The 25,204-nt window shown below is 67.2% G+C and carries 21 protein-coding genes; 10 read left to right on the top strand and 11 right to left on the bottom strand.

The genetic code is table 11. The features are described 5' to 3' along the window. Positions 1 to 11 precede the first annotated feature (11 nt). Positions 12 to 1,451, bottom strand: coding sequence for an alpha/beta hydrolase (locus AAN986_RS07495; protein ID WP_047217351.1), 1,440 nt, complete (start codon positions 1,449 to 1,451; stop codon positions 12 to 14). A gap of 311 nt (positions 1,452 to 1,762) precedes the next feature. Between AAN986_RS07495 and AAN986_RS07490 the strand changes: the two genes are divergently transcribed. Then, positions 1,763 to 3,424 (top strand): ankyrin repeat domain-containing protein, encoded by a 1,662-nt coding sequence (locus AAN986_RS07490; protein ID WP_047217352.1) that lies wholly within the window; start codon positions 1,763 to 1,765, stop codon positions 3,422 to 3,424. Positions 3,425 to 3,492: 68 nt separating this feature from the next. Here AAN986_RS07490 and AAN986_RS07485 read toward each other — a convergent pair whose 3' ends face one another. The 4 genes from AAN986_RS07485 to AAN986_RS07470 all read right to left on the bottom strand — a co-directional run bounded on the left by AAN986_RS07485 (position 3,493) and on the right by AAN986_RS07470 (position 8,114). Further along, a complete protein-coding gene (locus tag AAN986_RS07485; protein WP_034363844.1) occupies positions 3,493 to 4,581 on the bottom strand; it encodes a type VI immunity family protein in 1,089 nt (362 codons plus the stop codon). Positions 4,582 to 4,620: 39 nt separating this feature from the next. Then, positions 4,621 to 5,376 (bottom strand): hypothetical protein, encoded by a 756-nt coding sequence (locus tag AAN986_RS07480; RefSeq protein WP_349335603.1) that lies wholly within the window; start codon positions 5,374 to 5,376, stop codon positions 4,621 to 4,623. Positions 5,377 to 5,709: 333 nt separating this feature from the next. Then, positions 5,710 to 6,975: a YeeE/YedE family protein gene (locus AAN986_RS07475; RefSeq protein WP_047217354.1), complete on the bottom strand. Its 1,266-nt coding sequence runs from the start codon at positions 6,973 to 6,975 to the stop codon at positions 5,710 to 5,712. A gap of 173 nt (positions 6,976 to 7,148) precedes the next feature. After that, the gene (locus AAN986_RS07470; protein ID WP_047217355.1) at positions 7,149 to 8,114 is read right to left on the bottom strand and encodes a sulfurtransferase; all 966 of its coding nucleotides are present in this window, start codon (positions 8,112 to 8,114) and stop codon (positions 7,149 to 7,151) included. Positions 8,115 to 8,328: 214 nt separating this feature from the next. Here AAN986_RS07470 and AAN986_RS07465 point away from each other — a divergent pair, with 214 nt between their 5' ends. The 9 genes from AAN986_RS07465 (at position 8,329) to AAN986_RS07425 (ending at position 19,270) form a co-directional block, all read left to right on the top strand. After that, a complete protein-coding gene (locus tag AAN986_RS07465; protein WP_047217356.1) occupies positions 8,329 to 9,525 on the top strand; it encodes a multidrug effflux MFS transporter in 1,197 nt (398 codons plus the stop codon). A 29-nt stretch (positions 9,526 to 9,554) separates the two neighbouring features. Continuing rightward, positions 9,555 to 10,544 carry a tRNA (adenosine(37)-N6)-dimethylallyltransferase MiaA gene (gene miaA / locus AAN986_RS07460; protein ID WP_047217357.1) on the top strand — a complete coding sequence of 330 codons (990 nt, stop codon included), beginning with the start codon at positions 9,555 to 9,557 and terminating at the stop codon, positions 10,542 to 10,544. 16 nt (positions 10,545 to 10,560) lie between these two features. Further along, positions 10,561 to 11,277 (top strand): ABC transporter ATP-binding protein, encoded by a 717-nt coding sequence (locus AAN986_RS07455; protein WP_047217358.1) that lies wholly within the window; start codon positions 10,561 to 10,563, stop codon positions 11,275 to 11,277. A 19-nt stretch (positions 11,278 to 11,296) separates the two neighbouring features. Next, the gene (locus AAN986_RS07450; protein ID WP_047217359.1) at positions 11,297 to 13,864 is read left to right on the top strand and encodes an ABC transporter permease; all 2,568 of its coding nucleotides are present in this window, start codon (positions 11,297 to 11,299) and stop codon (positions 13,862 to 13,864) included. A gap of 197 nt (positions 13,865 to 14,061) precedes the next feature. Continuing rightward, the gene (locus AAN986_RS07445; RefSeq protein WP_047217360.1) at positions 14,062 to 14,760 is read left to right on the top strand and encodes an IPTL-CTERM sorting domain-containing protein; all 699 of its coding nucleotides are present in this window, start codon (positions 14,062 to 14,064) and stop codon (positions 14,758 to 14,760) included. A gap of 880 nt (positions 14,761 to 15,640) precedes the next feature. Continuing rightward, positions 15,641 to 15,964: a hypothetical protein gene (locus tag AAN986_RS07440; RefSeq protein ID WP_082254695.1), complete on the top strand. Its 324-nt coding sequence runs from the start codon at positions 15,641 to 15,643 to the stop codon at positions 15,962 to 15,964. A gap of 7 nt (positions 15,965 to 15,971) precedes the next feature. Continuing rightward, positions 15,972 to 17,060 (top strand): glycosyltransferase, encoded by a 1,089-nt coding sequence (locus AAN986_RS07435; protein WP_047217361.1) that lies wholly within the window; start codon positions 15,972 to 15,974, stop codon positions 17,058 to 17,060. Between the two features lie 26 nt (positions 17,061 to 17,086). Beyond that, positions 17,087 to 18,154 (top strand): PLP-dependent cysteine synthase family protein, encoded by a 1,068-nt coding sequence (locus AAN986_RS07430; protein ID WP_016447693.1) that lies wholly within the window; start codon positions 17,087 to 17,089, stop codon positions 18,152 to 18,154. A 3-nt stretch (positions 18,155 to 18,157) separates the two neighbouring features. Beyond that, positions 18,158 to 19,270: a carotenoid 1,2-hydratase gene (locus AAN986_RS07425; protein WP_047217362.1), complete on the top strand. Its 1,113-nt coding sequence runs from the start codon at positions 18,158 to 18,160 to the stop codon at positions 19,268 to 19,270. Between the two features lie 61 nt (positions 19,271 to 19,331). Here the strand turns inward: AAN986_RS07425 and AAN986_RS07420 are convergent, their stop codons facing one another. The 6 genes from AAN986_RS07420 to AAN986_RS07395 form a co-directional block, all read right to left on the bottom strand. Then, positions 19,332 to 20,330, bottom strand: coding sequence for a branched-chain amino acid ABC transporter permease (locus AAN986_RS07420; RefSeq protein ID WP_016447695.1), 999 nt, complete (start codon positions 20,328 to 20,330; stop codon positions 19,332 to 19,334). A gap of 27 nt (positions 20,331 to 20,357) precedes the next feature. Further along, complete coding sequence (locus AAN986_RS07415) at positions 20,358 to 21,242, bottom strand: branched-chain amino acid ABC transporter permease (protein ID WP_012206960.1); 885 nt, start codon at positions 21,240 to 21,242, stop codon at positions 20,358 to 20,360. 57 nt (positions 21,243 to 21,299) lie between these two features. After that, a complete protein-coding gene (locus AAN986_RS07410) occupies positions 21,300 to 22,496 on the bottom strand; it encodes an ABC transporter substrate-binding protein (RefSeq protein ID WP_016447696.1) in 1,197 nt (398 codons plus the stop codon). 100 nt (positions 22,497 to 22,596) lie between these two features. After that, on the bottom strand, positions 22,597 to 23,307 hold the full coding sequence (locus tag AAN986_RS07405) for an ABC transporter ATP-binding protein (protein ID WP_016447697.1): 711 nt from the start codon (positions 23,305 to 23,307) through the stop codon (positions 22,597 to 22,599). A gap of 1 nt (position 23,308) precedes the next feature. Beyond that, positions 23,309 to 24,079: an ABC transporter ATP-binding protein gene (locus AAN986_RS07400; RefSeq protein WP_047217363.1), complete on the bottom strand. Its 771-nt coding sequence runs from the start codon at positions 24,077 to 24,079 to the stop codon at positions 23,309 to 23,311. Between the two features lie 611 nt (positions 24,080 to 24,690). Then, positions 24,691 to 25,200 (bottom strand): DUF1178 family protein, encoded by a 510-nt coding sequence (locus AAN986_RS07395; protein WP_016447699.1) that lies wholly within the window; start codon positions 25,198 to 25,200, stop codon positions 24,691 to 24,693. Positions 25,201 to 25,204: the final 4 nt, after the last annotated feature.

The raw sequence follows: 25,204 nt of genomic DNA, 5'->3' as shown, positions 1-25,204 counted from the left end.
CGCCTTCCACGCTACGGGCAGCTTGCCGCGTTCTGCGAGATCACGGCACGCAACTGCCGCGTGGTGGTGCTGTCATCCGGGCCCAGGGTGTTGCGCGTGTAGCGGCAGCCATAGGTCGGCGCGGCCACCGTGGCGGCCGTCTGCACATCGTCACCGCCCGGCTTGGCGCCGCCCTGCTCCCACTGCACCATGGCATCGAAGGCCTCCACCTGCTCGGCCACGGTGAAGTCGCAGTGCGATGCGCCGCGGATGGCGCGCTGCACCAGCCAACGGTCCTTGCCCTTGTCGGCCACGCGTCGCTGGTAGATCTGCTGCATGCTGAACGGCACATACAGGTCGCCCAGCGTGTGCAGCGTCACCACGGGAATGCCGATGTCGCCTGGGCTCACGGGAATCCAGCGCAGGCCGTCGCGGCGCAGCCGGTTGGCATCGGGCGCGGCCGTGCGCTTTTGCGCGGCGGCATTGAGCGCGGCCGAGGCCGCTGCATCCCCATCGATGCGGTAGGTGAAGCGGTTGGTATCGGTCACGTTGCGGTTCAGGATGCCGTTGACCGAGCCGTCGCTGCCGAACACGCCCCAGACCGGAGCGAACGAGCCACCCACGGCCACCCCCAGGTCGAACAGCGGGCGCGGACCGCCCGTGAGATTCTGGATCACCGACAGATAGGCGCGGCCCGTCGCGGTAGGTGCAGACGGGAAGGTCGTGAACAGGGCCGATGTCACCTTGCCCTGGATGGCCGCCCAGTCGGTGACGGCATGCTGGGCCTCGCCCGCCAGGGCCTGGGCAGTGACCTGGGCTGCCGCGAAGTAGTCGAACAGTTGGGTATCGCCCATCACGCCGCACATGGGCACGGCGCCCTGGTAGCGCACCTTGTTGCGGGCCGTTGACTGGGCTTCGGCCTCGATGGCCGCCGCCGTGACATGGCCGCCCATGGAATGGCCGGTGATGTACAGGCGCTGCGGCTGCGCCAACGGCCGGCCGTGGGATGCGGCCAGGCGGTTGAAGGCCAGCGCCAGCGCATTCGTGTCCTCCACGCCGGCGCGCACGTCGTAGTAGTTCTTGCTGTAGCTGGACGCCGCCCAGGCATAGCCGTTCTGGATCAGGTACCGGCGTATGGACGGGTTGGTGACGTTGAGCGCACTGCCCTCGCCCGCATAGCCGTGGGCATACATCACCAGGCGGCCATTCCAGTTGGCCGGCACCTCGATGCGGTAGGCCGCGCCTTCCAGCACACCGGCCCAGCGGCTGGTGCTGGCGTTGTCGACCACATCGCCCGAAGCGGCGGCCAGCGCGTCGAAGCTGGTGGCCGAAGGATTGGCCGGCGCAAAGCTGCGGCTGTCCTGTGCCCGCGTCTCCTCGGGCGCATCACCGTCCCCTCCGCCGCAGGCCGCAAGGCCCGTGGCCGCCAGCAGACCGAGATACTTCCAACGATTCCAACGCAGGGCTCGCATAAGACTGTCTCCTTGGGATGAAGGTTTGAAGGGGAACGCGCGCAAAAAATCCGTTTCAAGGGGGAGTGCCGACGCAGCCTATGCCAGACAACTGGCCCGCCATGCGGGTAGGAACCCGCAAGCAGGGGCTTCCGGCTGTCACCCAGATGACTGTCGCCTTGCGCTAACATCCGCGCTTGCGGTGCAGGCCGCACCCGGACCTGCGGGAAGGGTTGAACCCACCTGTATGCGCCTCTCGGCGTTTTTCTCTTGCCACATGCCTTTGTGCGCCAAGCTGCAGGTCATTGGCCTTCGTGCACGGAGGTATCCCTGTGAAACGCATCCCCGCCCGGCCCGACATGGGCCATCTCAAGAAACAGGCCAAGCAACTGCTGGCCGCCTATCGCGCAGGCTCGGCCCAGGCCATGGAGCAATTGCGCGCCCACCTGCCCGCTGCCCGGGGCCGCACGGATGAAGCACTGGCCGCCATGGACCTGCGGCTGCACGACGCCCAGTCCGCCGTGGCGCGCGAGCACGGTTTCGCCTCATGGAGCGAGCTGTCAGGCTACGTCGAGGCATGCCAGCGCCTGGCAGCGGACCCCGAGACATCCCGGCTGCACTGGCTGGCCCTGGTCTATGCCGGCGATGTGGCGGGCGGCACGCACCGCGCGCAGCCCGCGCTGGCCCGGCGCCTGCTGGACGAGCGGCCGGAGCTGCCGGGCAATGATCCCTGGATGGCCTGCGCCATCGGCAACCTGGCCGCGCTGCGCGAAGCCACGCACAGAGATCCCGGCTGGCTGCAGCGCGCAGGCGGGCCGCTGGGACTGCCGCCGCTGGTGGCCGTCACGCACTCGTGCCTGCTGCGCCTGCCCGAGTTCGCCGAGCCGCTGCGCGCCTGCGCGCGCTGGCTGCTGGACGCGGGAGCCGACCCGCTGCAAACCGTGGGCAATCGCTGGCCGCCGGCCTCGCTGCAGGCGCCCTCCGAGACCGAGCGGCTGTCAGCACTCTATGGCGCAGCAGGCCAGAACCATGATGCGCAACTGACGCAGATGCTGCTGCAGGCCGGGGCCGACCCCAACGACGGCGAATCGCTCTACCACTCTCTGGAAGGCACGCCCGCCAGCCGCGAATGCACGCGGCTGCTGCTGCAGGCGGGCGCGCGCGTGGAGGGCAGCAATGCCCTGTTCCGCGTGCTGGACATGGACGATGTGCAGGCCCTGCGCCTGCTGCTGGACCACGGCGCCGATCCGAACGAGGACAACGGCCAGGGCGAATGGGGCCGCCCGCTGCTGTGGGCCATACGCCGGCTGCGCTCGCCCGCCCACGTGCAGGCCTTGCTGGATGCAGGAGCCGACCCGGCCACCCGCACACCGCAAGGCCTGGGCGCCGCCCGCCTGGCACGGCGCTTTGGCCTGGCAGACGTGGCCGTCCTGCTGGAACAGTCCACGGGCGCTGAAACCGCCACGCCCGAAGAACAGTTCGTTGCCGCCTGCGCCATGGGCGACCGGGCCCGGGCCGGAGGGCTTCTCGCGTCCCACCCGGGTCTGCTGCAAGGACTGTCTCACGAGCAGCTGCGCATGCTGCCCGAACTGGCAGCCCTGGGCCGCATGGAGGCCGTGCGCTGCATGGTGGAGCTGGGCTGGCCCATCGCTGCGCGCGGCGGCGACTGGGATGCATCCGCACTGAACCAGGCCGTTTTCCGTGGCGATGCCGCCATGGCGCGCTTCCTGCTGGAGCACGGCGCACAGTGGACCGAACACCACGCCTATGGCGACAACTGCGCAGGAACCCTGTGCTGGGCATCGCTGAACCGGCCCGAATCCACGGAACCCGGCGGCGGCGACTGGCTGGGCTGCGCCCAGGCCCTCATCGACCACGGCATGCCCCTGGCCAAGCCCGACCCCGAAGTACCCGGCTGCGTGCTCATCGACGGCAACCGGCAGCGGTATCCGGACGAGATCACGGATTTGCTGCTGGGGGTTGACGCGGACTAGGTCCGCCCGACCCGAAAACACGTCCTGCCGGCTGGCCCGGCAGGATTCAGCTGCAGTGCCTGCATGGGTCAGAACAGATCAAACCGGCTCATGTAGGCATCGCATGCCAGCAGCCACGCATGTTCATCATTGGACCCCGAAGGCGGCGGGCCGATGAAGTTGTTGAGCCGGGATCTGGCGCGCAAAGGCTTGAGCAGGCGTGCCGCCTCGCCAAAGGCGGGCAGCGTCAGCCCCTGGTCCATATCCCCCAGTCCTGGGAAATCTCCTGCCCGTATCCCCAGGCAGTTGCCTACATCCCCAGCCGAAAGATACTGGCTGGCCTGAACCTGCTTGCGCACCGCATCCCGACCACCCAGCTTTTCCAGCAAGGCATCACTCACAAAACTCAGCCAGTTGATGCTGTACATGGCGTTGTTGAAGTCATGGCTCATCAGCGCAAGACTGCCCAGGGCATTCAAACCCGGGAAACGCTGCAGGTAGGGATACAGTATTTGCTGCCCTTTGCCGTCGGGTCCGATATTGCGTTCTTCCACTGCGGGCATGACGCCCCAACCTGCAATGGCCCAATAGGGCTGCATCAACTCCACAATCTGGGTGGTGAGGCGGCCCACATTGCGCTCTGGCGGTTGATCCATAATCCACCACGCGGGAAATGCCATGCGAATGAAAGACATGGCCGGGCCCTTTTTTATCGACCCATATCTCTCACGATACCAAATACCTTCATCATTCTCAATACGGCAATAAAGGCGAAAGTCTTGCGCATTATTCTCCCACACCTCAGGAGGATTTGGCTTACCCGAAGCCATATGAAATATCAGGGCATAACCTTTTGGGTTATCAAAGCTTTTCTGCTTCTTTGCAGCCAACTTTCTTTGTGCTATCGCGCTGGTCAGCATGGCAGGCATTCCGTCGTACCAATAAACCAGTTTCTCCTTCCCTACAGCCTCACAAAAAAGTTCCACCACTTCCCATGCACGCTCACGCACGGCCAATGAATCCCCGTCATGGAACACCATCTCGATCGTCCAGCCTGCTCTTGCACAAATACGTCCAAATTGATTCTGTAATACCAGCGCCTTGAGAATATCCATCGTCGCCACGGTGGCTTTTTGCAGTTCTCTGGTGCTCAAAGGTTTGTTGAAGTCTTTTGCCATATCCATCCTCCATATTTCACTCAATCCAATCCATCAACTTCAGAATGACAACCCGAGGAATCTCGCCAGTGCGCTCCCTACCGCACCAACACCTCGCAGTGCCCTCCCCAGTGCGGATGCACCGGCCGCAGCCCCGACGGCCGCCGCCGTATCCTTGTTCACCCGCTCTGCCAAAGAGATGGCCTTTTCCCTGTTGGCCTGCCATCGCCCTGCCTGGTTCAACACGCCTTCGTTCGCACTTTCTCCATCGCTGTCGCAAGCGCAGCTTCCGGCGTCCAAGGCATCCTTGAGAAACTTGTCTTCAAAAATATGTGAATAGGCCTGATGCTGTGTCCTGCCGTCTGTCCCTTCCGCATTGGAAAAGCCATCCCCCGGAAACTTCATCTCATAGACCCGCTGCACGTTGTCCAGCACAGGCGGCAGGCGCGGGTTCTTCACCACGACCACATCCGGAATGCGCGAGCCCGCAGGCCGGCTGCGCGTGGGGCGCACGGGCTCGTTGCGCGACATGACAGGTGCTCTGTTCAGGTAAGGCACTTCCTGCTTGTAGTAGCCCCGGTAGCCTTCAAACCCATCGGCCTGCATGACCACGCCGGCCACGCAGCGCTGGCCCAGGCCGCCGGTCATGCAGCAGCAAAACAGCTCGCACAGCGCCCTGCGGTCCAGTTCGTTGTCGAAGTCCCGGGTGCCGCATACCTTGTTGAAGCCAACAAGCACGACAGCCTTGCACAGGTCCCTGGACCGCTTCAGGCGATTGAGGGCAATGAAGGCGGGAACCAGTTGCCCGCAGCTCATGTATCCGAGCGGATGGCCGGTGGCCGCTCCACTGCCCCATTCAACTCGTGGAAACGCCCTGCGCGGCTCAATGGCGCATGGATGTCTATCCTGAATGTCATTGGCTCCTTCGCCTGTGAAAGGCGCTCCCTTCCTTCTGAAAGGAAAATAATAGGAGCAATGAATTGGGCACGTAAATCCTATTTTTCAGAGATTTCCAGGACTGAGCTGCCCGCAATTGGCAGCGGTCTCCTCTGAAAACTGGCAGAAAAAAGCCTAGGACAAGCAATGGCCAGAAAGCCTGTTTCAGGCGCCGCTCTCGCCTGTCACTCGGCAATCACCTCCTGCTGCAGGTCAAAGCCCCTGCGCTCCCGCACGCTCGTGCTGCCAGCGCCGCAACACAAACCCCAGCCACAGCGCCGCGAACACGGCCGCGCCAAAGACCCAGCCCGACAGCGCGCCCGCCATGCTGCCCGACAGCAGCGTGCCGATGGTGCAGCCCAGCCCCGTCATGGCGCCCCAGCCCAGCAAGGCGCCACCGGCCAGGCCGCGTGCCGCATCGCGCCAGGTGGGGCGGCGTGGCGTCCACTGGCGGCTGGCCACGGCGGCGCCCCAGGCGCCGGCCACCAGGCCCAGCAGCAGCACGGCATGGGGCGTGAGCAGGCTGTTGAGCACGGCCGTGGCGCATCCGCCCAGGGTATCGAGGCCGTGCAGGCGCTCGGGCACCCAGCCGCCTGCCTGGGCCCAGCCACGCACGGTGCTGCCCAGCGTGGTGGTCACTCCCAGCGGCCGCATGCGCACGATGGCGGCGGCCGCGATCAGGCCCACGGCCAGGCCGCCCAGCGCGGCGTTCCAGCGGCCTTGCCACAGTGACAGCCACAGCTGGCGCAGGCCCGGTGGCTGCGCCGGTTCTGCCGCAGGCCGGGGCCGTGCGCGGCCCGAGCGCCCATGAATGCGCCAGACCCAGGCTGCCAGCAGGCCCAGCACGGCCAGTTGCAGCGCCAGCGCGCCGCCATAGCCCAGATGGGCCGGCAGCCAGATGACGGGCGCATCGGCAATGGCCAGGCTGTACAGCGGGTTCCAGCTGCGGAAACCGAGCACGAAGCCCAGGCCGGTGCCGACCAGGGCAAACGGCGCCACGGGCGAGCCCTCGCCCAGCCGGTACCAGTGGGCGCTGATGCACGAGCCCGAGACCGACATGCCCGCGCCAAAGGCCAGGCCCGCAAGGACCAGCACCCAGCTCACGGGGCCTATGTGCATGTCGGGCGGCAACTGGCCCGGCTGGGGCACGGCCACCCAGCTGCCCAGCACCACGGTCATGCCCGCCGAGCCCACGGCCAGCGCCAGCAGGATGGAGAGCACGCCGCGCGGGTCGCCGAACTCGAACCAGTCGCGCGCATGGCAGTAAAAGCAAAAGCGCGAGCGCTGCAGCACCAGCCCCAGCAGCAGGCCCAGCGCCAGCGCAAAGACCAGGGTGCGCCCGCCGCCTTGCAGCTGCAGCTGCGCCGCCACAGGCCAGGCTGCGGCCAGCACGGCGGCCAAGGGCAACCATCTGGTCCAGTCCCTTGCCCTGTGCCTGCCATTCACGTTCTGCGTGTGCTCACCGGTCACGCTTGTCATTGCTGCCCCCTTTTGTTGCCATCCACCCATAAAAAAGGGGCCCGCAGCCTGCGGGCCCCAAAGGAGCCGAGCTTTTGCCAAAGCCACACGTCACGCACCTGATCCGTCGAACCAAGAGCACTGACACCCCTCGCCCGGCCCCCGCCTTCAAGACAGGTTGATCGACGGCGGAATCATTTCGCGGCCCAGACCGTACCGGCCGGGTTGTTGATGGGCACGCCCACGGAGTTGCCGTATTCGGTCCACGAGCCGTCGTAGTTGCGCACCTGGTAGCCGAGGATCTTGGACAGCGCAAACCAGGTGTGGCTGGAGCGCTCGCCGATGCGGCAGTAAGTGATGACGGGCTTGCTGCCGTCGATGCCCACGCCCGCATAGAGCTTCTTGAGTTCTTCGGCGGACTTGAAGCTGCCGTCCTCGCGCACGGCCTGGCCCCAGGGCACGTTGACGGCACCGGGGATGTGGCCGGCGCGGATGGCCAGCTCCGGCACGCCGGCCGGGGCGAAGACCTTGCCCTGGTATTCGTCGGCCGAGCGGATGTCGACGAGCCTGGCGTCGCTGCGACCTTCGGCCGAGGCCAGCGCATCGGTCAGGCGCGCGCGCAGCGCGGTGTTGACCTTGCCCACGCGGTAGGTGGTGGCCGCATATTCCGGGGCGCGGTTGTTGAGGGGGCGGTTTTCGGCCTCCCACTTCTTGCGGCCGCCGTCCAGCAGCTTGACGTTCTGCACGCCATAGATGTCGAAGACCCAGGCCCCCCAGGCCGCGAACCAGTTGTTGGTATCGCCGTACAGCACGACCGTGGTGCCGTCCTTCACGCCGGCCTGCGACAGCAGTTTCTCGAACTGCTCCTTGCCCACGATGTCGCGGCGCACCTTGTCGTTGAGATCGTTGTGCCACGAGAAATTGACCGCGCCCGGCACATGGGAGCGCTCGTACAGGCCGGGGTTGACGCTGACTTCGACGATGCGCACGTCGGCGCGGTTGAGGTTGGCCGCCAGCCATTCGGTGCTGACCAGCGGACCTTCGGGAACGGGCGCATTGGCATGGACCGTGCCGCCGATCAGGGCCGCGACGTACAGCACGGTGCAGGCACCCTGGCGCAGGGTGGCGGGGATGGTGGAGAAAGCGGTCGGCGTTGCCATCACGGTCCTTTGTTCGCAGTTGCGTTGATTGCTCGGTTGGGGTCGGGTTGCTCTGCAATGCAATGTAGGCAGGGGCGGGCCGGTTCCCAACTGCGCAATCCGCAGATGGATATGCGCCGCCAAGGCATGGACAGCGGCACCCCGGGTTCTCTGCTACCCTCGGGCGCCTATGTCAGCGCCCCTGTCTCCCGCCGTCGCGCAAGCGCAGCCGGCCATGTCCCCCGTTCTGGTCGTCATCCTGCTCGGCCTGCTGCTGGGGCTTCAGCCGCTGGCCACAGATCTGTACCTGCCCGCCCTGCCCTCGATACAGGCGGCCTTCTCCACCCAGGTGTCCCAGGTGCAGCTCACGCTGACGGCCTTCCTGCTGGCCTTCGGCTGCTCGCAGCTGGCCTGGGGGCCGCTGTCCGACCGCTTAGGGCGCAGGCCCATCCTGCTGGCAGGCATGTCCATCTATGTGCTGGCGGCCCTGGGCAGCGCCAGCGCCGAGACCATGGAATCGCTGATCGCCTGGCGCGCGCTGCAGGGGGCATCGCTGGGCGCGGGCGTGATGTGCGCGCGCGCCATGGTGCGCGACCTGTTCGCGCCGCACCTGGGTGCCCAGGTCATGTCCAAGGCGCTGACCGGGCTGGGCGTGATCGCCTTCCTGAGCCCCGTCAGCGGCAGCCTGCTGGTGGATTCGCTGGGCTGGCGCTCGACCATGCTGGCCCAGGCGGTAATGGGTGCGCTGGCCCTGCTGCTGGTGGCCCTGCGCTTCACGGAGACACTGGCCCGCACCAATCCCACGGCGCTGCAGCCGCTGGCCCTGGCGCGCAACTGGATCACCATCTTGCGCCACCCGGGATTCCAGTCCTACCAGTTGCTGACCTGCTGCACCTATGCGGCCCTGTTCACCAATCTGGCCGCATCTTCCTTCACCTATATCCATGTGCTGGGCGTGAGCCGCACGGGCTACGGCCTGCTGATGGGCAGCAATGCGCTGTGCTACATCGCGGGCACCTTCCTGTGCCGCTGGCTGCTGCAGCGCATGGATGTGCGGCGCGCCGTGCAGATTGCCGGGCTGGCCAGCCTGCTGTCGGCCACGGCCATCGGCATTGCGGCGCTGGCCGATGCGCGCAGCCTCTGGGCCTATGCCCTGCCCTTCTATATCTTCCAGATCGCCCATGGCGTGCACATGCCCTGCGGCCAGAGCAATGCCATCGCGCCCTTCCCGCAGTCGGCGGGCACGGCCTCGGCGCTCAACGGCTTCACCATGATGCTCATCGCCTTTGCCATGGGACACTGGCTGGGCCTGCACCTGGACGGCCAGTCCACCCGGCCCATGGCCTTCGGCATCTGGTTCTGGGGCGTGTGCACGGCCCTGGTCGCCTGGGGGCTGGTGCGCCGCCACGGCGGGGTCGATGGCCACCGCTGATTTTCATTTCCTGCGTTTGTGTTTTTTGAATGTCCACCGCTTCCCCGCTCCCCTGCCTGGCCATCGCCGGCCCCACCGCTTCCGGCAAGACCGCTGCCGCCCTGGCCCTGGCCAGGCTGCTGGCCGAACGCGGCCAGGCCGCAGAAATCATCAGCGTGGACTCGGCCCTGGTCTATCGCGGCATGGACATCGGCACGGCCAAGCCCACGCCCGAAGAACTGGCTGCGTGCCCCCATCACCTGATCGATATCCGCGACCCGCTACAGGCCTACAGCGCGGCCGAATTCGTGCAGGACACGCAGCGCCTGGTGGCCGAGATCCACGCGCGCGGCGCCCTGCCGCTGCTGGTGGGCGGCACCATGCTGTATTTCAAGGCCCTGCAGGATGGCATTGACGACATGCCGGCCGCCGACCCCGCCGTGCGCGAGCGGCTGGACGCCCAGGCCGCGCAGATCGGCTGGCCCGCCATGCATGCGCTGCTGGCCCAGGTCGATCCCGCCACGGCCGCACGCCTGGCGCCGGCCGACAGCCAGCGCATACAGCGCGCGCTGGAGGTCTGGCAGGTGTCGGGCAAACCGCTGTCCAGCTTTCATACACGAGCGGGCAAGGGTGCGGCACAGGGCCTGATCAGCCCCGGCGGCTTCTTCTCGCTGGAGCCGCAGGACCGCGCCTGGCTGCATGCGCGCATCGCCCAGCGCTTCGACGCCATGCTGAGCGCCGGCTTCATCGACGAGGTGCAGCAACTGCGCGCGCGCGGCGACCTGCACCTGGACCTGCCCTCCATCCGCTGCGTGGGCTACCGCCAGGCCTGGGAATCGCTGGACGGCCTGTACTCCATGAACTCGCTGCGCGAACGCGGCATTGCCGCCACGCGCCAGCTGGCCAAGCGCCAGATCACCTGGCTGCGCAGCATGCCCGCCCGCCATGCCATCGCCTGCGATGCGCCCGATGCCCAGCAGCAACTGCTGCAGGCAGCGATGGCCGTGGTGGCCGCAGCAACCCAGGCCCGCAACGGCTGAACAGGAAACCGCCTTCATGACTGCCGCGCCCCGGGACAACACGCCGCTGACTCAGCCGCCGCTGCTTCAGGTCCAGGGCCTGGCGCGGCGCTACCGCAACGACGGCGGCATGGAAACCGCCGTCTTCGAGAACGTGGACTGCAGCGTGGCGCGCGGCGAGTTCGTGGCCATCGTGGGTGACTCGGGCGTGGGCAAGTCCACCTTTCTCAACTGCCTGGCCGGGCTCGATGAGTGGCAGCAGGGCCGCGTGCTGCACGCAGGCCAGGACCTGTCGGCCCTGGATGAAACCGGCCGTGCGCTGTGGCGGCGCAGCCATGTGGGCTTCGTGTTCCAGGCCTTCCATGTGCTGCCGCACCTGGATGTCTGGCACAACGTGGCCCTGCCGCTGATGCTGCTGCAGCGGCTGGATGCAGCGGGCCGCCAGCGCGTGCAGCAACTGCTGCAGGCCGTCGGGCTGCAGGGGCTGGAGCAGCGCCTGCCCTGGCAGCTCAGCGGCGGCCAGCTGCAGCGCGTGGCCATTGCACGCGCCCTGGTCCACGGCCCGGCCCTGCTGCTGGCCGACGAGCCCACGGGCAACCTGGACCCCGGCACGGCCGCACAGGTCATGGAGCTGCTGCTGCAGCAGACCCGCGAACACCAGGCCGCCCTGGTGCTGGTCACGCACTCCATCGAGGCCGCGCGCCGTGCCGACCGCGTGCTGCGCCTGACCGCACAGGGCATGCAGCCCGCCTAGCGCCAGAGACCATCCGCCCATGCTCGCCCTGCTTCGCACCTTTTCCTGGCAGGAGCTGCGCCAGCATCCCTGGCGCACGGCCACCGCCCTGGTGGCCATCATGCTGGGCGTGGCCCTGGGCTTTGCCGTGCACGTGATCAACCAGTCCGCGCTCGATGAGTTCTCGCGCGCCGTGCGCACGGTCAGCGGCCAGCCGGACCTGGAGCTGCGTGCCATGCAGGGTGGCTTGCCCGAATCGCTGTATGGCCGTGTTGCGCAGCAGCCCCAGGTCAGCCTGGCCGCACCCTGGATCGAAGCCACGGCCCTGGCCGGCACCGCCACGCCGGTGCAGTTGCGCGTGCTGGGCGGCGATGCGCTGCGGCTGGCGCCCGTGGCGCCTGCGCTCATGCCCCGGCTGTTCGATGGCGGCGGGCGGCTGGACCTGTTCGCGCCCGATGCGGTCTTCCTCAATGCAACGGCACTCGAAGCCCTGGGCCTGACGCCGGAGCAGGCGCGGCACACACCCCTGCCATGGCAACTGGGCGGGCGCGCGCAGACCCTGCGCATCGCGGGCACGGTCGCCGCATCCGGCCCGCCGCTGGCCGTGATGGACATCGGTGCGCTGCAGGACAGCCTGCAGCGCTGGGGTCAGGTGGACCGCATCGATGTGCTGCTGGCCGAAGGCGCCACGCGCGAGTCCCTGCTGGCCGAACTGCGCCGCCTGCCCGACTGGCCCGCCCAGGCCCTGGCCGGCCGCCCCGGCGACGACCAGCAGCGCATTGCCGAGATGTCGCGCGCCTACCGCGTCAACCTCACGGTGCTGGCCCTGGTGGCGCTGTTCACGGGGGCGTTCCTGGTGTTCTCGGTGCTGGCGCTCAGCGTGGCCCAGCGCGCGCCGCAGTTCGCCCTGCTGGCCGTGCTGGGACTGACACCGCGCCAGCGCCTGGGCTTGGTGCTGCTGGAGTCGCTGCTGCTGGGCATGGTGGGCAGCGCGGCCGGCATTGCGCTGGGCGCGGGACTGGCCTGGCTGGCCCTTCACCTGCTGGGCGGTGACCTGGGCGGCGGCTACTTTGCCGGCGTGCAGCCTGCGCTGCAGTGGAGCGCCGGCGCCGCGCTGACCTTTGGCCTGCTGGGTGTGGCCGCCACCGTGGCTGGCGGCTGGTGGCCGGCGCGCCAGGCGATGGAGTTGCCGCCCGCCGCCACGCTCAAGGGCCAGGGCGCGGGCTCCGAACGCGCGGCGCGCGGCCTGCCGGCCCTGCTGCTGATGGCAGCCAGCGTGGCCCTGGCCTTTGTGCCGCCCGTGGCCGGCATTCCCCTGGCCGCCTATGCCGCCGTGGCCCTGCTGCTGCTGGGCGGCATGGCCGCCCTGCCCTGGTTGCTGGGCCAGCTGTTGCGCCTGGTGCCGCAATCGCTGCTGCGCCAGCCGCTGGCCCTGCTGCCCGTGGAGCGCGCACGGCGCATGCGCCGCAGCACCACCGTGGCCGTGGGCGGCGTAGTGGCCAGCCTGAGCCTGGCCGTGGCGCTGACCGTGATGGTGGCCAGCTTCAGGGACAGCATGATTGCCTGGCTGGATGCCGTGCTGCCCGCCCCGCTGTACCTGCGCACGGCCGGCAGCGCAGGCCGTGCCGATGCCGCGCCCCTGCCCGCCGATCTGGCCCCGCGCATTGCCGCCCTGCCTGGCGTGCAGCGCGCCCAGCCCATGCGCAGCACCAGCCTGTGGCTCAGCCCGGATCGCCCCGCCGTCAGCCTGCTGCTGCGTCCGCTGCATGGCCCCCAGGGCCAGCAATTGCCGTGGATACAAGGCCCCGTGCAAGTGCCCGCTGGCAGCACGCCCGTCTATGTCAGTGAAGCCGTGGCCCAACTCTATGGCGTGCGGCCGGGCCAGGAGTGGCCGCTGCTGGCCCAGGCCCTGCCGTCGGAAGATTCCCGCGTGTTTGTGGCCGGCATCTGGCGCGACTATGTGCGCCAGTTCGGCGCCATCGCCATGGACTGGGATGACTACCAACGGCTTGCCGACGGCAGCGCCACCACGGCAGGCCCCACCGAAATCGCCATCTGGCCGGACGGCGACGACACGGCCACGGAGCAGCAGCTGCAGGCGCGCATCCAGTCGCTGATGACCGGGCCGGGCGCCGCGCAGGCACTGGAGTTCGCCAGCAGCGGCGCGCTGCGCGAGCGCTCCATGCGCATCTTCGACCGCAGCTTTGCCGTGACCTACTGGCTGCAGGCCGTGGCCATCGGCATCGGCCTGTTCGGCATTGCCGCCAGCTTCAGCGCCCAGGTTCTGGCGCGGCGCAAGGAATTCGGCCTGCTCGCCCACCTGGGCCTGACGCGGCGCGACATCCTGGCCGTGGTGGCTGGCGAAGGCATGGCCTGGACCACGGCAGGCGCCATCGCCGGCAGCCTGCTGGGCCTGGGCGTGGCTGTGATCCTGGTGCATGTGGTGAATCCGCAAAGCTTTCACTGGACCATGGAGCTGTCCCTGCCGTGGTCCCGCCTTTTCGCGCTGGCTGCCAGCGTGATCGCAGCAGGCACGCTGACGGCCTGGCTGGCCGGGCGCGCTGCGGCAGGGCGCGAGGCAGTGCTGGCGGTCAAGGAGGATTGGTAAACCCCATCCCTCCGCGCAAACCAATAGCTTGCTAAAAATGAAAACGCATAATCAATTGTTAATTTTTCTTACAAGAGAATCATTTTCTATCTGATCATTTGCCCGACTTCGGCAGTGCTGCGCCCTATCCACGGGGGTGCCTGCCTCTACAAAAATCAGACAGGCGCATTGCCGTCTGTACGCGGGAGATCGGACTCATGGCAGGTTTCGGAAAACGTTGGGCTGCGTCGCTGGCCCTGGGCGCGGCAATGTGCGGCTCGGCCTGGGGGCAGATTGTCTTTCCTCCAGGCTCCAGCATCGATCTGGCTGGCGGTTCGTTCAATTCGTTTTGCGTCCCCGTTTCGATGGGCGGGGAACTGGCCCTGGGCACGGGCACCTTCGATTCGGGGTCCTTTGCCTTTGACGCGGGCTCCACGGTGACCGGCACGGGCGGCCAGCTCAACATCGGCGGCGACCTGACGAGCGCGGCGGCACTGAATCTCGGCACCAGCAGCGTTGTGCTTTCAGACACCTGTGCACCCGGAACGACCCTGACACTCAGCGGCAATATCGTCGTGAAGGATCTGACACTGATCAGCACCGGCCCGACACCCCCGACCATCGTTCTTCCCGCAGGTACCAACCTCACCGTGCTGGGCACGCTCACGCTGGGCTCTCCCGGCAAGCCGGTGGTGCTGACCTCTTCCGGCCCTGGCACCGCCGTGGTGACCATGGGGCCGTCGGCGACCCTGGTCAACAGCAGCGGCAGCGTGGTGCCTGGCAACGTGCAGATCGGAGCGACTGTGGTGACGGCTCCAGCCAGCATCCCCACGCTCAGCACCTACGGGCTGATGCTGATGAGCCTGCTGCTCGGCGGCATGGCCCTGCACCGCCAGCGCCGCGCAACACGCCTCTGAGCAGGCCGGGCGCCCCGGCATCCGGCCCCTGGGCCGGCCCATTCTTCTTCCATCCTGGCGCCCGCCACGCGGGTGCCGGCTTTCCGCGCGTATTCATCCAAGCAGCATCTGAACCATGGACCGTCGCAACTTCCCCATCCCTCCCCGCCTTCTCTGGTCGCTGTGCATCAGCGCGGGAATCTTCAGCCCGGCAGCCCATGCCGCCGACGTGAGCATCACTATGCCGGCCGGTGGCAATTTCGTGATCAAGAATTCTGCGGGGGCCGAACGCTTGCGGGTACAGAACACAGGGGAGGTGCTGGTACCAGCCCTGCCTGCCGATGCAGCCACTGGCAACCAGCTGCTGTGCGTTGACGGCGCCACGGGGCAATTGGTGCATTGCGCGCCGGGTGTGGGCGGCGGGGCAACTGGCGCTACGGGAGCCACAGGTGCGACCGGCGCCACAGGGGCAACAGGCCCAGCAGGCGTGACCGGCGCCACGGGGGTGGCTGGACCGACAGGCGCAACGGGAGTCACTGGTCCGACTGGGGCCACCGGTGCGGGCACCCCAGGCACCACGGGTTCGACGGGGGCCACTGGCGCGACTGGACCCACCGGACCTACAGGGGCCACGGGTGCAACCGGCCCGACGGGCCCGACCGGCATGACAGGGGCTACGGGCGTGACAGGGGCCCAGGGTGACACAGGTCCCACAGGGCCCCAGGGCGCGCAAGGCATTCAGGGAATCCAGGGCATCCAGGGCGTGACGGGTGCCACAGGAGCTGGACTTCAAGGCCCCACAGGCCCTGCAGGAGTCCAGGGGCCTGCAGGCTCGGGTGGGTTTTTCCAGACGTATACAACTCCTGCCCGCGGCAACAGCGCTGGCAACGGCACAATTTATTTGTTTGCCAACGGCGGCGGTAACACATTCGAGACCGATGCGCAGCGCATGGTACACACCTCATGCACCAATGCTTCATTGCGCGCCATGCTGACAGAGAACAGGGCGTTGAGCCTGACGCTGCAGCTGCGTCGAGGCGTGAACGAGAACTTCTCCAATGTGTCGGGCGTGCCAATCTGTACGCTTTCCAATGCCAACCCCACATGTGATGTGTCCGGCCCCGCCACTTACGCACCAGGCGACACCATGACTGTGCAGTTGGTTGGCACCCAGGCCTTCAATACGGCGGTTACCGGTTTGATCGTGGTGGCCTCCTGCCAGTGAGCTCGCTATGCGACCTGCGCGCCGCGTCCATATCTGCCTGAACATGATCGTCAAGAACGAGGCCCCGGTGATCGCGCGTTGCCTGGCCTCGGTCAAGCCGTGGGTGGACCATTGGGTGATCGTGGACACGGGCTCCAGCGATGGCACGCAGGATCTGGTGCGCCGTTGCATGGAGGGCGTACCCGGCAGCCTGCACGAGCGGCCCTGGGTGGACTTCGCCCACAACCGCAACGAGGCGCTGGAGCTGGCGCGGCCGCACGGCGACTACCTGCTGTTCATCGATGCCGACGAGCAGCTGCGCGTGCCCGAAGGCTTTGCATGGCCGGCGCTGGAGGCGGACGGCTGCATGCTGTCCTGCCACATGGCGGGTACCGAATACCAGCGCAATGCGCTGATCGCCACGCGCGTGGACTGGCGCTGGGAAGGCGTGCTGCACGAGTACCTGACCGCCCCGGCGCACCAGCCCTGGCAGATGCTGGCGGGGCCGTTCATCGATGTCTCGCACGATGGCGCGCGGGCCCGGGACCCGCAGACCTACCTGCGCGACATCGCCGTGCTCGAAAAGGCCGTGCGCGAGCAGCCCGGCAACACGCGCAACGTGTTCTATCTGGCGCAAAGCCACCGCGACGCGGGCCAGATCGAGTCCAGCCTGCATTGGTACCGGCAGCGCGCCGCCATGGGCGGCTGGGCCGAGGAGCAGTGGTTTGCGCTGTTCCAGATCGGCGTGCTGCTGGAGCGCTCGGGCGCCGAGCCAGCCTCCGTGCGCGAGGCCTATCTCACCGCCTATGCCGCGCGACCGCAGCGGGCCGAGCCCCTGTGCGAGCTGGCGCGCTACCACCGCGAGCGGTCCGAGTTCGCCCTGGCCTGCCTCTATGCGCACCAGGCCGCCGCGCTGCCGCGCCCGGCCGAGGACATCCTGTTCATCGACGCCCAGGTCTATGCCTGGCGCGCACTGGACGAGCTGGCCGTCAGCGCCTTCTACACCCCGCTGCGCGACCTGGGCCGCGCCGCGCTGCAGCAGTTGCTGGCCGAACGCCGCTACCCTGCCAGCGAGCAGGCACGCATCGAGGCCAATCGCCCCTTCTATGGCCTGTAGCCGCCTGGGCCGGGCGGCCTGCGACAATGGCCGCCATGCCGCACACCACCTCCCCCTGGCTGCATGAAGCCATCAACCGCATCGAGGCCGACTACCAGCGCAGTGCCGACACGCACCTGATACCGCTGCCCCTGCCCGGCTTTGCCGGCCTGGGGATCGATCTCTACCTCAAGGACGAATCCACCCATCCCACGGGCAGCCTCAAGCACCGGCTGGCGCGCTCGCTGTTTCTCTATGCGCTGTGCAATGGCTGGGTGCACGAGGGATCGACCATCGTCGAGGCATCGAGCGGCTCCACGGCCGTGAGCGAGGCCTACTTCGCGCGCCTGCTGGGCCTGCCCTTCGTGGCCGTGATGCCGCGCAGCACCTCGGTGGAGAAGATTGCACTGATCGAGTTCTACGGCGGCCGCTGCCATCTGGTGGACAGCGCCGCCCAGGTCTATGACGAGGCACGCGCCGTGGCCGCGCAGGCCGGCGGCCACTACATGGACCAGTTCACCTATGCCGAGCGCGCCACCGACTGGCGTGGCAACAACAATATTGCGGAGAGCATGTTCACCCAGATGCGGCGCGAGCGCCATGCCGTGCCGCGCTGGATCGTGGTGGGCGCGGGCACGGGCGGCACCAGCGCCACCATCGGCCGCTACGTGCGTTTCCAGCGCCATGCCACGGGCATCTGCGTGGCCGACCCCGAGGGCTCGGTGTTCGCCGCCTACCACCGCACGGGCGATGCCACCCTCACCGCGCCGGGCTCGCGCATCGAGGGCATAGGCCGCCCGCGCGTGGAGCCCAGCTTCGTGCGCACTCTGGTGGACCGCATGGAGGAGGTGGCGGACTGCGATTCCCTGGCCGCCATGCGCAGCCTGTCCGCACTGCTGGGCCGGCGCGTGGGGCCGTCCACGGGCACCAACTACGTGGCCATGCTCAGGCTGGCCAGCGAGATGCGCCAGCGCGGCGAGCAGGGCTCCATCCTCTCGCTGCTGTGCGATGCGGGCGAGCGCTACCTGCCCACCTACCATGATGCGGACTGGGTGATGCAGCGCATCGGCGACTGCGGGCCGGCCCAGGCGCGCATCGCTCAGTTGCAAGGCTGATCCATGATGCCCCTGCCCCGCCGCCATCTGCTGGGCCTGGCTGCCGGCCTGGGCCTGGGGGCGGCAGGACTGCCCGCCCAGGCACTGCCGCCACGCACGCTGGTCTTCCCGCGCGACCATGGCAGCCACCCCGGTCTGCGCACCGAGTGGTGGTACATCACCGGCCAGGCACGCGCGGCGGGCCGGGCCTGGGGTTTCCAGATCACCTTCTTCCGGTCGCGCGTGCAGGCCACGCAGGAGCTGCGCTCCGCCTTTGCGGCGCGCCAGCTGCTGTTTGCCCATGCGGCGCTGTGCGATGTGCAGGGCGCCCGCCTGCACCACGACCAGCGCATTGCGCGCGCAGGCTTTGGCATTGCCCAGGCCAGCGAGGCCGATGCCGACGTGCAGCTGCAGGACTGGTCGCTGCAGCGCACCGATGAAGGCGCTGCCGAGCGCTATACCACGCGCCTGCGCAGCAGCACATTCGCCCTGGACCTGCGCTTTGACACCCGCCTGCCCCCCTTGCTGCAGGGCCGCGCCGGCCTGTCGCGCAAGGGTCCCGAACCCGATCAGGCCAGCTATTACTACAGCCGCCCGCAGCTGCAGGTGAGCGGCACGCTGGAGCTGGCAGGCCAGCGCATGGCGATAGAAGCCGCACGCGAGCCCGGCGACAACCGCGCCTGGCTGGACCATGAATGGAGCCAGGCCCTGCTGCACCCCGAGGCCGTGGGCTGGGACTGGATAGGCATGAACCTGTTCGACGGCGGCGCGCTCACGGCCTTTCGCGTGCGACGGGCGGATGGCAGCGCGTTGTGGGCCGGCGGCTCGCTGCGCGGTGTGGATGGCACGCTGCAGGTCTTCGCCCACGATGCAGTGCAGTTCACGCCGCTGCGCCACTGGAGCAGCCCTGCCAGCGGAGCGCGCTACCCCGTGCAATGGCAGGTGGACACGCCCGCAGGCCGCTTCATCGTGAACGCCCTGGTCGATGACCAGGAGCTGGACAGCAGCGCCTCCACCGGCGCCATCTACTGGGAGGGCCTGTGCAGCCTGCAAAAGCCCACCGGCCCGGGCCAGGAGGCGCGAGCCGGTCAGGGATACCTGGAGATGACGGGCTACGCCCGGCCGCTGCAGTTGTAGCTATGGCAGTCAACAGCATGGGCACGTAGCCCACCCCCTTGAAACCGTCCCAACCCGGCTCTCAAGGGGTACGCTTTTTCTGCAGCCGGACGATCAGCTCGCCCATGATGCCCTTGCGGAACAGCAGCACGCAGACCACGAAGATCAGGCCCGTGACGATGGTCACCGACTCGCCCAGCGTGGAGAACCACTCCACGCCCGTGAGGCGCTGCAGGAAGAGGCCGAACTCGCCGATCTTGTTCTCCAGCATGACCACCACGGCCGATCCCAGGATGGGGCCGGACAGCGTGCCCAGGCCGCCCATCAGCGTCATCAGGATCACGTGGCCGGAGGTGGTCCAGTGCACATCCGACAGCGTGGCAAAGCCCAGCACCACGGTCTTGAGCGAACCGGCCAGGCCCGTGAGCGCGGCCGAGATCACGAAGGCCAGCAGCTTGAAGCGCGCCACGTCGTAGCCCAGCGAGGTCGCGCGCGGCTCGTTCTCCTTGATGGCCTTGAGCACCTGGCCGAAGGGCGAGTGGATGGTGCGCACGATCAGCAGGAAGGCCAGGACCACGATGACCAGCGTGACGTAGTACATGGTCATGTCGCTGGCCAGGTCGATGAGGCCGAACAGCTTGCCGCGCGGCACGCCCTGCAGCCCGTCCTCGCCGCCCGTGAAGGGCGCCTGCAGGCACACGAAGAACAGCATCTGGGCCAGCGCCAGCGTGATCATGGAAAAGTAGATGCCCTGGCGGCGGATGGCCAGCCAGCCGAAGATCAGCCCCAGCAGCGCGCCGCCGGCCGTGCCGGCCAGCATGGCCAGCTCGGGCGTGAAGCCCCAGCCCTTGATGGCGTAGCCCGTCACATAGGCCGCGCCGCCCAGGAAGGCCGCGTGGCCGAAGGACAGCAGGCCCGTGTAGCCCAGCAGCAGGTTGAAGGCCGAGGCGAACAGTGCGAAGCACATGAGCTTCATCACGAACACCGGATACGCGCCCAGCAGGGGCGCCGCCAGCAGGCCCAGCAGCAGCAGGCCATAGCCCCAGGGGGCAATGCGTTGAACGAGAGTCTTGGATTTCATGTGGTCGGCCCCTTGTCCTCGTTCTTGTTATTTCTCTTTGCCGAACAGGCCGGCGGGGCGGATGAGCAAAACGATGACCATGATGAAGAACACCACGGTGGACGATGCCTCGGGCCAGAAGACCTTGGTCAGGCCCTCGATCACCCCCAGGCCCAGGCCGGTGAGGATGGAGCCCATGATGGAGCCCATGCCTCCGATCACCACCACGGCGAAGACCACGATGATGAGGTTCTGCCCCATCAGCGGCGTGACCTGGTAGACGGGCGCCGCCAGCACGCCGGCAAAGGCGGCCAGGGCCGCGCCGAAGGCATAGGTCAGCGTGATCATCACGGGCACGTTGACGCCGAAGGCCTCGACCAGGCGCGGGTTCTCGGTGCCGGCCCGCAGGTAGGCGCCAATGCGCGTCTTCTCGATCATGAACCAGGTGGCCACGCAGACCACGATGGAGGCGAGCACCACCCATGCGCGGTAGTTGGGCAGGATCATGAAGCCCAGGTTGGTCGCGCCCTCCAGCAGCTCGGGCGTGTCATAGCCCAGCCCCGAGACGCCGTAGACCGAGCGGAACAGCCCCTCGATCAGCAGCGACAGGCCCAGCGTCAGCAGCAGGCCGTAGAGATGGTCGAGCTTGTAGATCCAGCGCAACAGGAAGCGCTCGATCAGCACCCCCAGCAGGCCCACCAGCAGCGGCGACAGCACCAGCATCACCCAGTAGTTGATGTTGAAGTAGCTCATGGCCATCCAGGTGACCATGGCGCCCAGCATGAACAATGCGCCGTGGGCGAAGTTGATCACGTTGAGCAGGCCGAAGATCACCGCCAGCCCCAGGCTGAGGATGGCGTAGAACGAGCCGTTGACCAGCCCCAGAAGGAGCTGGCTCATCAGGCCTGGCAGGGAAACACCAAAGATTTCCATGGGATGCAGCTGTCGTGGTTGGCCGGGTGGCGGTTGGGGGTCAGTGGCGGCGCGGCGTTACTTCCACAGCGCGCACTTGGTCTCGGCCTTGGTGGTCCAGACCTGGTCGGCGGGCAGCGTGGCCACGACCTTCAGGTAGTCCCAGGGCTTCTTGGACTCGGCGGGCTTCTTGACCTCGACCAGGTACATGTCGTGGGCAAAGGTGCCGTCGGGACGGATCGAGCCCTTGCCGTAGAAGTCGTCGATGGGCGTGCTCTTGAGATGGGCCATGACCTTGTCGGCATCCGTGGACTTCACGGCCTGCACGGCCTTGAGGTAGCTGGTCACGGCCGAGTAGTCGGCGGCCTGGATGGAGGTAGGCATGCGCTTGGTCTTGGCAAAGAAGCGCTCGGCGAACTTGCGCGCCGCGTCGTTCTGGTCCCAGTACCAGCTGGTGGTGAACTGCATGCCTTCGGTGTTCTTCAGGCCCAGGCTGTGGATGTCGGTCAGGAACACCAGCAGGCCCACGGTCTTCATGCTCTTGTTGATGCCGAATTCCTTGGCCGCCTTGATGGCGTTGATGGTGTCGCCACCGGCATTGGCCAGGCCCAGGATCTGGGCCTTGGAGGCCTGCGCCTGCAGCAGGAAGGACGAGAAGTCCGAGGCGTTGAGCGGATGCTTGACGCCGCCCACCACCTTGCCGCCCTTGGCCTTGATCACCGCCGTGGTGTCGTTCTCCAGCGCGTGGCCGAAGGCGTAGTCTGCCGTCAGGAAGAACCAGTCCTTGCCGCCGCGCTCCACCACGGCCGTGCCCGTGCCCTTGGCCAGGGCCACGGTGTCATAGGCGTAGTGCACGGTGTAGGGATTGCACTGCTCGTTGGTCAGCGCCGACGAGCCTGCGCCGCTGTTGAAGTGCACGCGCTTTTTCTCATTGGCCACCTGCGACACCGCCAGGGCCGTGCCGGAGTTGGTGCCACTGAACACCAGCGAGATACCCTGCGTGTCCACCCACTCGCGCACCTTGGAGGCGGCGATGTCGGCCTTGTTCTGGTGGTCGGCGCTCAGCAGCTCGATGGGCTGGCCCAGCACCTTGCCGCCGAAGTCATCGATGGCCATCTGCATCGCGGTGACGGCATTCTTGCCTTCCACGTCCGCATAGAGGCTGGACATGTCGGTCACGAAGCCGATCTTCACCTTCTCCTGTGCCATGGCAAGCGGGCTGGCCAGGCCGGCGGCGGCCAGCATGCACGACAGTGCGGTCAGTTTTGCTTTCATTGGTGTCTCCTTCGCGTTGATGTCTTGGGTTTTTTGTCACAGGGCCATGGCAGGAATGCAGCCGGCGAGCCCCAGGCGCCAGCCACGATGGATATCCGGGTCAGACTCCGAGCAGTTCGTTGAGCACGGGCATCTTGGCCTGCAGCTCGGCCGCGCCGAAACGCTCGACCACATGGCCGTGCTCGACCACGTAGAAGCGGTCGGCCAGCGGCGCCGCGAAGTGGAAGTTCTGCTCCACCATCACCACGGTGTAGCCCTTGGTGCGCAGCATGGTGATCATCCGGGCCAGCGCCTGCACGATGACGGGGGCCAGGCCTTCGGAGATCTCGTCGAGCAGCAGCAGCCGCGCGCCGGTACGCAAAATGCGCGCCACCGCCAGCATCTGCTGCTCGCCGCCCGACAGGCGCGTGCCCTGGCTGTGGCGGCGCTCGGCCAGGTTGGGGAACATGGCGTAGATCTCGTCCACGCTCATGCCCTGCTGGCCGGTCTTGAGCGGCGGCGGCAGCATCAGGTTCTCCTCGCACGAGAGGCTGGAGAAGATGCCGCGCTCTTCCGGGCAGTAGCCCACGCCCAGGTGGGCAATGCGGTGCGTGGGCAGGTGGATGGCCTCCACGCCATTGATCCTGATCGAGCCCTTGCGTGCGCCCGTCAGCCCCATGATGGCGCGCAGCGTGGACGTGCGGCCCGCGCCGTTGCGCCCCAGCAGCGTGACTACCTCGCCGGGCTGGACCACCAGGTCCATGCCGTGCAGCACATGGGATTCGCCATACCAGGCCTGCAGGCCCTTGATTTCCAATGCCGGTGCAGTCATCTCAATGCGCTCCCTGCAACTGGCCGTCGGTGGTGCCCATATACGCTTCCATCACTTGCGGGTTGCGCGAAACTTCCTCGTATGGCCCCTCGGCCAGCACGGCGCCGCGCTGCAGCACCGTGATGCGGTCGGCGATGGTGGAGATCACCTTCATGTTGTGCTCCACCATGAGAATCGTGCGGCCTGCCGAGACCTTCTTGATCAGCTGGGTCACGCGGTCCACGTCTTCGTGGCCCATGCCCTGGGTGGGCTCGTCCAGCAGCATCAGCTCGGGCTCCATGGCCAGCGTGGTGGCGATCTCCAGCGCGCGCTTGCGGCCATAGGGCAGGTTGACGGTGACCTCGTCGGCCAGGTCCTGCAGGCCGACTTCGGACAGCAGCTGCATGGCGCGGTCATTGAGCATGGACAGGCTTTTTTCGCTGCGCCAGAAATGGAACTCGGTGCCCAGCTTGCGCTGCAGGCCGATGCGCACGTTCTCCAGCAGCGTGCAATGCGGGAAGACGGCCGAGATCTGGAAGGACCGGATCACGCCACGGCGCGCGATCTGCGCCGGCGCCTCCTGCGTGATGTCCTCGCCGTTGAAACGGATGGTGCCGGAGGTGGGCTCCAGAAACTTGGTCAGCAGATTGAAGCAGGTGGTCTTGCCTGCGCCATTGGGGCCGATCAAGGCATGGATGGAGCCGCGGTGCACCGAAAGGTCCACCTTGCTCACCGCCGTAAATCCCTTGAACTCTTTGGTCAGGTTCCGGGTTTCGAGAATAACGTCGCTCATGTGCGCTTCGCCTGCTCCGTTGATGCTGCCGCCGCCAACGCGTCGCCAGAGGCTCTGGTGGCGTTGTGCAGGGTCGGACGCATCGTAGGCTTGCCGACGTTGTGCACCGCAGCGGGAAAACGCCTACGTAGGTGCTCCTAAGCACAGGCCCTGCCCCGCACTGCAGCATGGCGCATCAAGACGAGTCGCCGCAAAAACAAGAAGCAACCACTCACACTTGAAATAATCAAGCAGTCACGGGGCTGCAAGGCGCCGCGGCTGCAGGCGGGCCCTAGGGTTCTCCATCACCTCGGCCCGGCGACGCCCACGCGGAAGGCCAGAGCGCTTCCAAAGAGATAGCAAACTACCCTTTTTGCGGCTTGGCAGACAGCGACCAATGTCTGCTGCCTTACGGGAAACACCCAGGTGGGCAATCTCCCTGTGGCCTGCTCAGTCACTATGCGAAAAGCCGCGGATATGCTTGGGTTTGTCGCCCCATCAATTGAATGGCGACAAAGCGACTCAAAGCGCTATTCAATTAATAGCGCCAGGTGATTGCCTGGCATGGGAATTGGCGATCGATCACCATGAGCACAATTGTCGCCGCCAAGACAGCATGTACCCGGAGCAAGTTACTGCAGCGTTTCCTTGCTGCCTTGCGGCAAGGCCAATGGAACCACGGCAATGCCTTCGTCCAGCAATTGCATGGCCTGCTCGGGACTGGCCTTGCCGCGGATGGCGCGCTCTTCGGTCTCGCCGTAGTGCATGCGGCGGGCTTCATCGGCAAAGCGTTCGCCCACGTCCTCGGTCTGCTGCGCGACCTTGCGCGACCACTGCAGCCAGGCGGCCTGCATGGCCTGCAATTGCTCACGCGCCTGGGGCGGCATGGCCGTTGAAGCAGCGGCTGCCGCACTGGCGGCCGAGGCGGTTGCAGCAGGCTCTGCCGCCGCCGCCGGGGGCAAGCTTGCAGGCTTGGCGCCAAGATTGATGCGGGGGGCGCTCAGGCGCTTGGTGATGTCGCTGTGGCCGCAGACGGGGCACAGCACCAGCTGGCGCTGCAGCTGGCTCTGGAAATCCTCTTCCGAGGCGAACCAGCCCTCGAAGAGATGGCCCTGCGGGCAATGGAGGTCGAGCACTTTCATCGCG

This window comes from Delftia sp. DS1230, assembly GCF_040112715.1.
GTDB classification, from domain to species: domain Bacteria; phylum Pseudomonadota; class Gammaproteobacteria; order Burkholderiales; family Burkholderiaceae_C; genus Comamonas; species Comamonas tsuruhatensis.
This window is presented reverse-complemented; position numbering and strand designations above follow the sequence as displayed.

Coding starts and splice junctions, on each gene's coding strand:
- AAN986_RS07495 (WP_047217351.1), bottom strand. CDS start 1,451: ATGCGAGCCCTGCGTTGGAATCGTTGGAAGTATCTCGGTCTGCTGGCG.
- AAN986_RS07405 (WP_016447697.1), bottom strand. CDS start 23,307: ATGACTGCACCGGCATTGGAAATCAAGGGCCTGCAGGCCTGGTATGGC.
- AAN986_RS07450 (WP_047217359.1), top strand. CDS start 11,297: ATGCTCGCCCTGCTTCGCACCTTTTCCTGGCAGGAGCTGCGCCAGCAT.
- AAN986_RS07480 (WP_349335603.1), bottom strand. CDS start 5,376: ATGAGCTGCGGGCAACTGGTTCCCGCCTTCATTGCCCTCAATCGCCTG.
- AAN986_RS07470 (WP_047217355.1), bottom strand. CDS start 8,114: ATGGCAACGCCGACCGCTTTCTCCACCATCCCCGCCACCCTGCGCCAG.
- AAN986_RS07485 (WP_034363844.1), bottom strand. CDS start 4,581: ATGGCAAAAGACTTCAACAAACCTTTGAGCACCAGAGAACTGCAAAAA.
- AAN986_RS07400 (WP_047217363.1), bottom strand. CDS start 24,079: ATGAGCGACGTTATTCTCGAAACCCGGAACCTGACCAAAGAGTTCAAG.
- AAN986_RS07465 (WP_047217356.1), top strand. CDS start 8,329: ATGTCCCCCGTTCTGGTCGTCATCCTGCTCGGCCTGCTGCTGGGGCTT.
- miaA (WP_047217357.1), top strand. CDS start 9,555: ATGTCCACCGCTTCCCCGCTCCCCTGCCTGGCCATCGCCGGCCCCACC.
- AAN986_RS07455 (WP_047217358.1), top strand. CDS start 10,561: ATGACTGCCGCGCCCCGGGACAACACGCCGCTGACTCAGCCGCCGCTG.
- AAN986_RS07410 (WP_016447696.1), bottom strand. CDS start 22,496: ATGAAAGCAAAACTGACCGCACTGTCGTGCATGCTGGCCGCCGCCGGC.
- AAN986_RS07415 (WP_012206960.1), bottom strand. CDS start 21,242: ATGGAAATCTTTGGTGTTTCCCTGCCAGGCCTGATGAGCCAGCTCCTT.
- AAN986_RS07430 (WP_016447693.1), top strand. CDS start 17,087: ATGGCCGCCATGCCGCACACCACCTCCCCCTGGCTGCATGAAGCCATC.
- AAN986_RS07445 (WP_047217360.1), top strand. CDS start 14,062: ATGGCAGGTTTCGGAAAACGTTGGGCTGCGTCGCTGGCCCTGGGCGCG.
- AAN986_RS07395 (WP_016447699.1), bottom strand. CDS start 25,200: ATGAAAGTGCTCGACCTCCATTGCCCGCAGGGCCATCTCTTCGAGGGC.
- AAN986_RS07475 (WP_047217354.1), bottom strand. CDS start 6,975: ATGACAAGCGTGACCGGTGAGCACACGCAGAACGTGAATGGCAGGCAC.
- AAN986_RS07420 (WP_016447695.1), bottom strand. CDS start 20,330: ATGAAATCCAAGACTCTCGTTCAACGCATTGCCCCCTGGGGCTATGGC.
- AAN986_RS07425 (WP_047217362.1), top strand. CDS start 18,158: ATGATGCCCCTGCCCCGCCGCCATCTGCTGGGCCTGGCTGCCGGCCTG.
- AAN986_RS07435 (WP_047217361.1), top strand. CDS start 15,972: ATGCGACCTGCGCGCCGCGTCCATATCTGCCTGAACATGATCGTCAAG.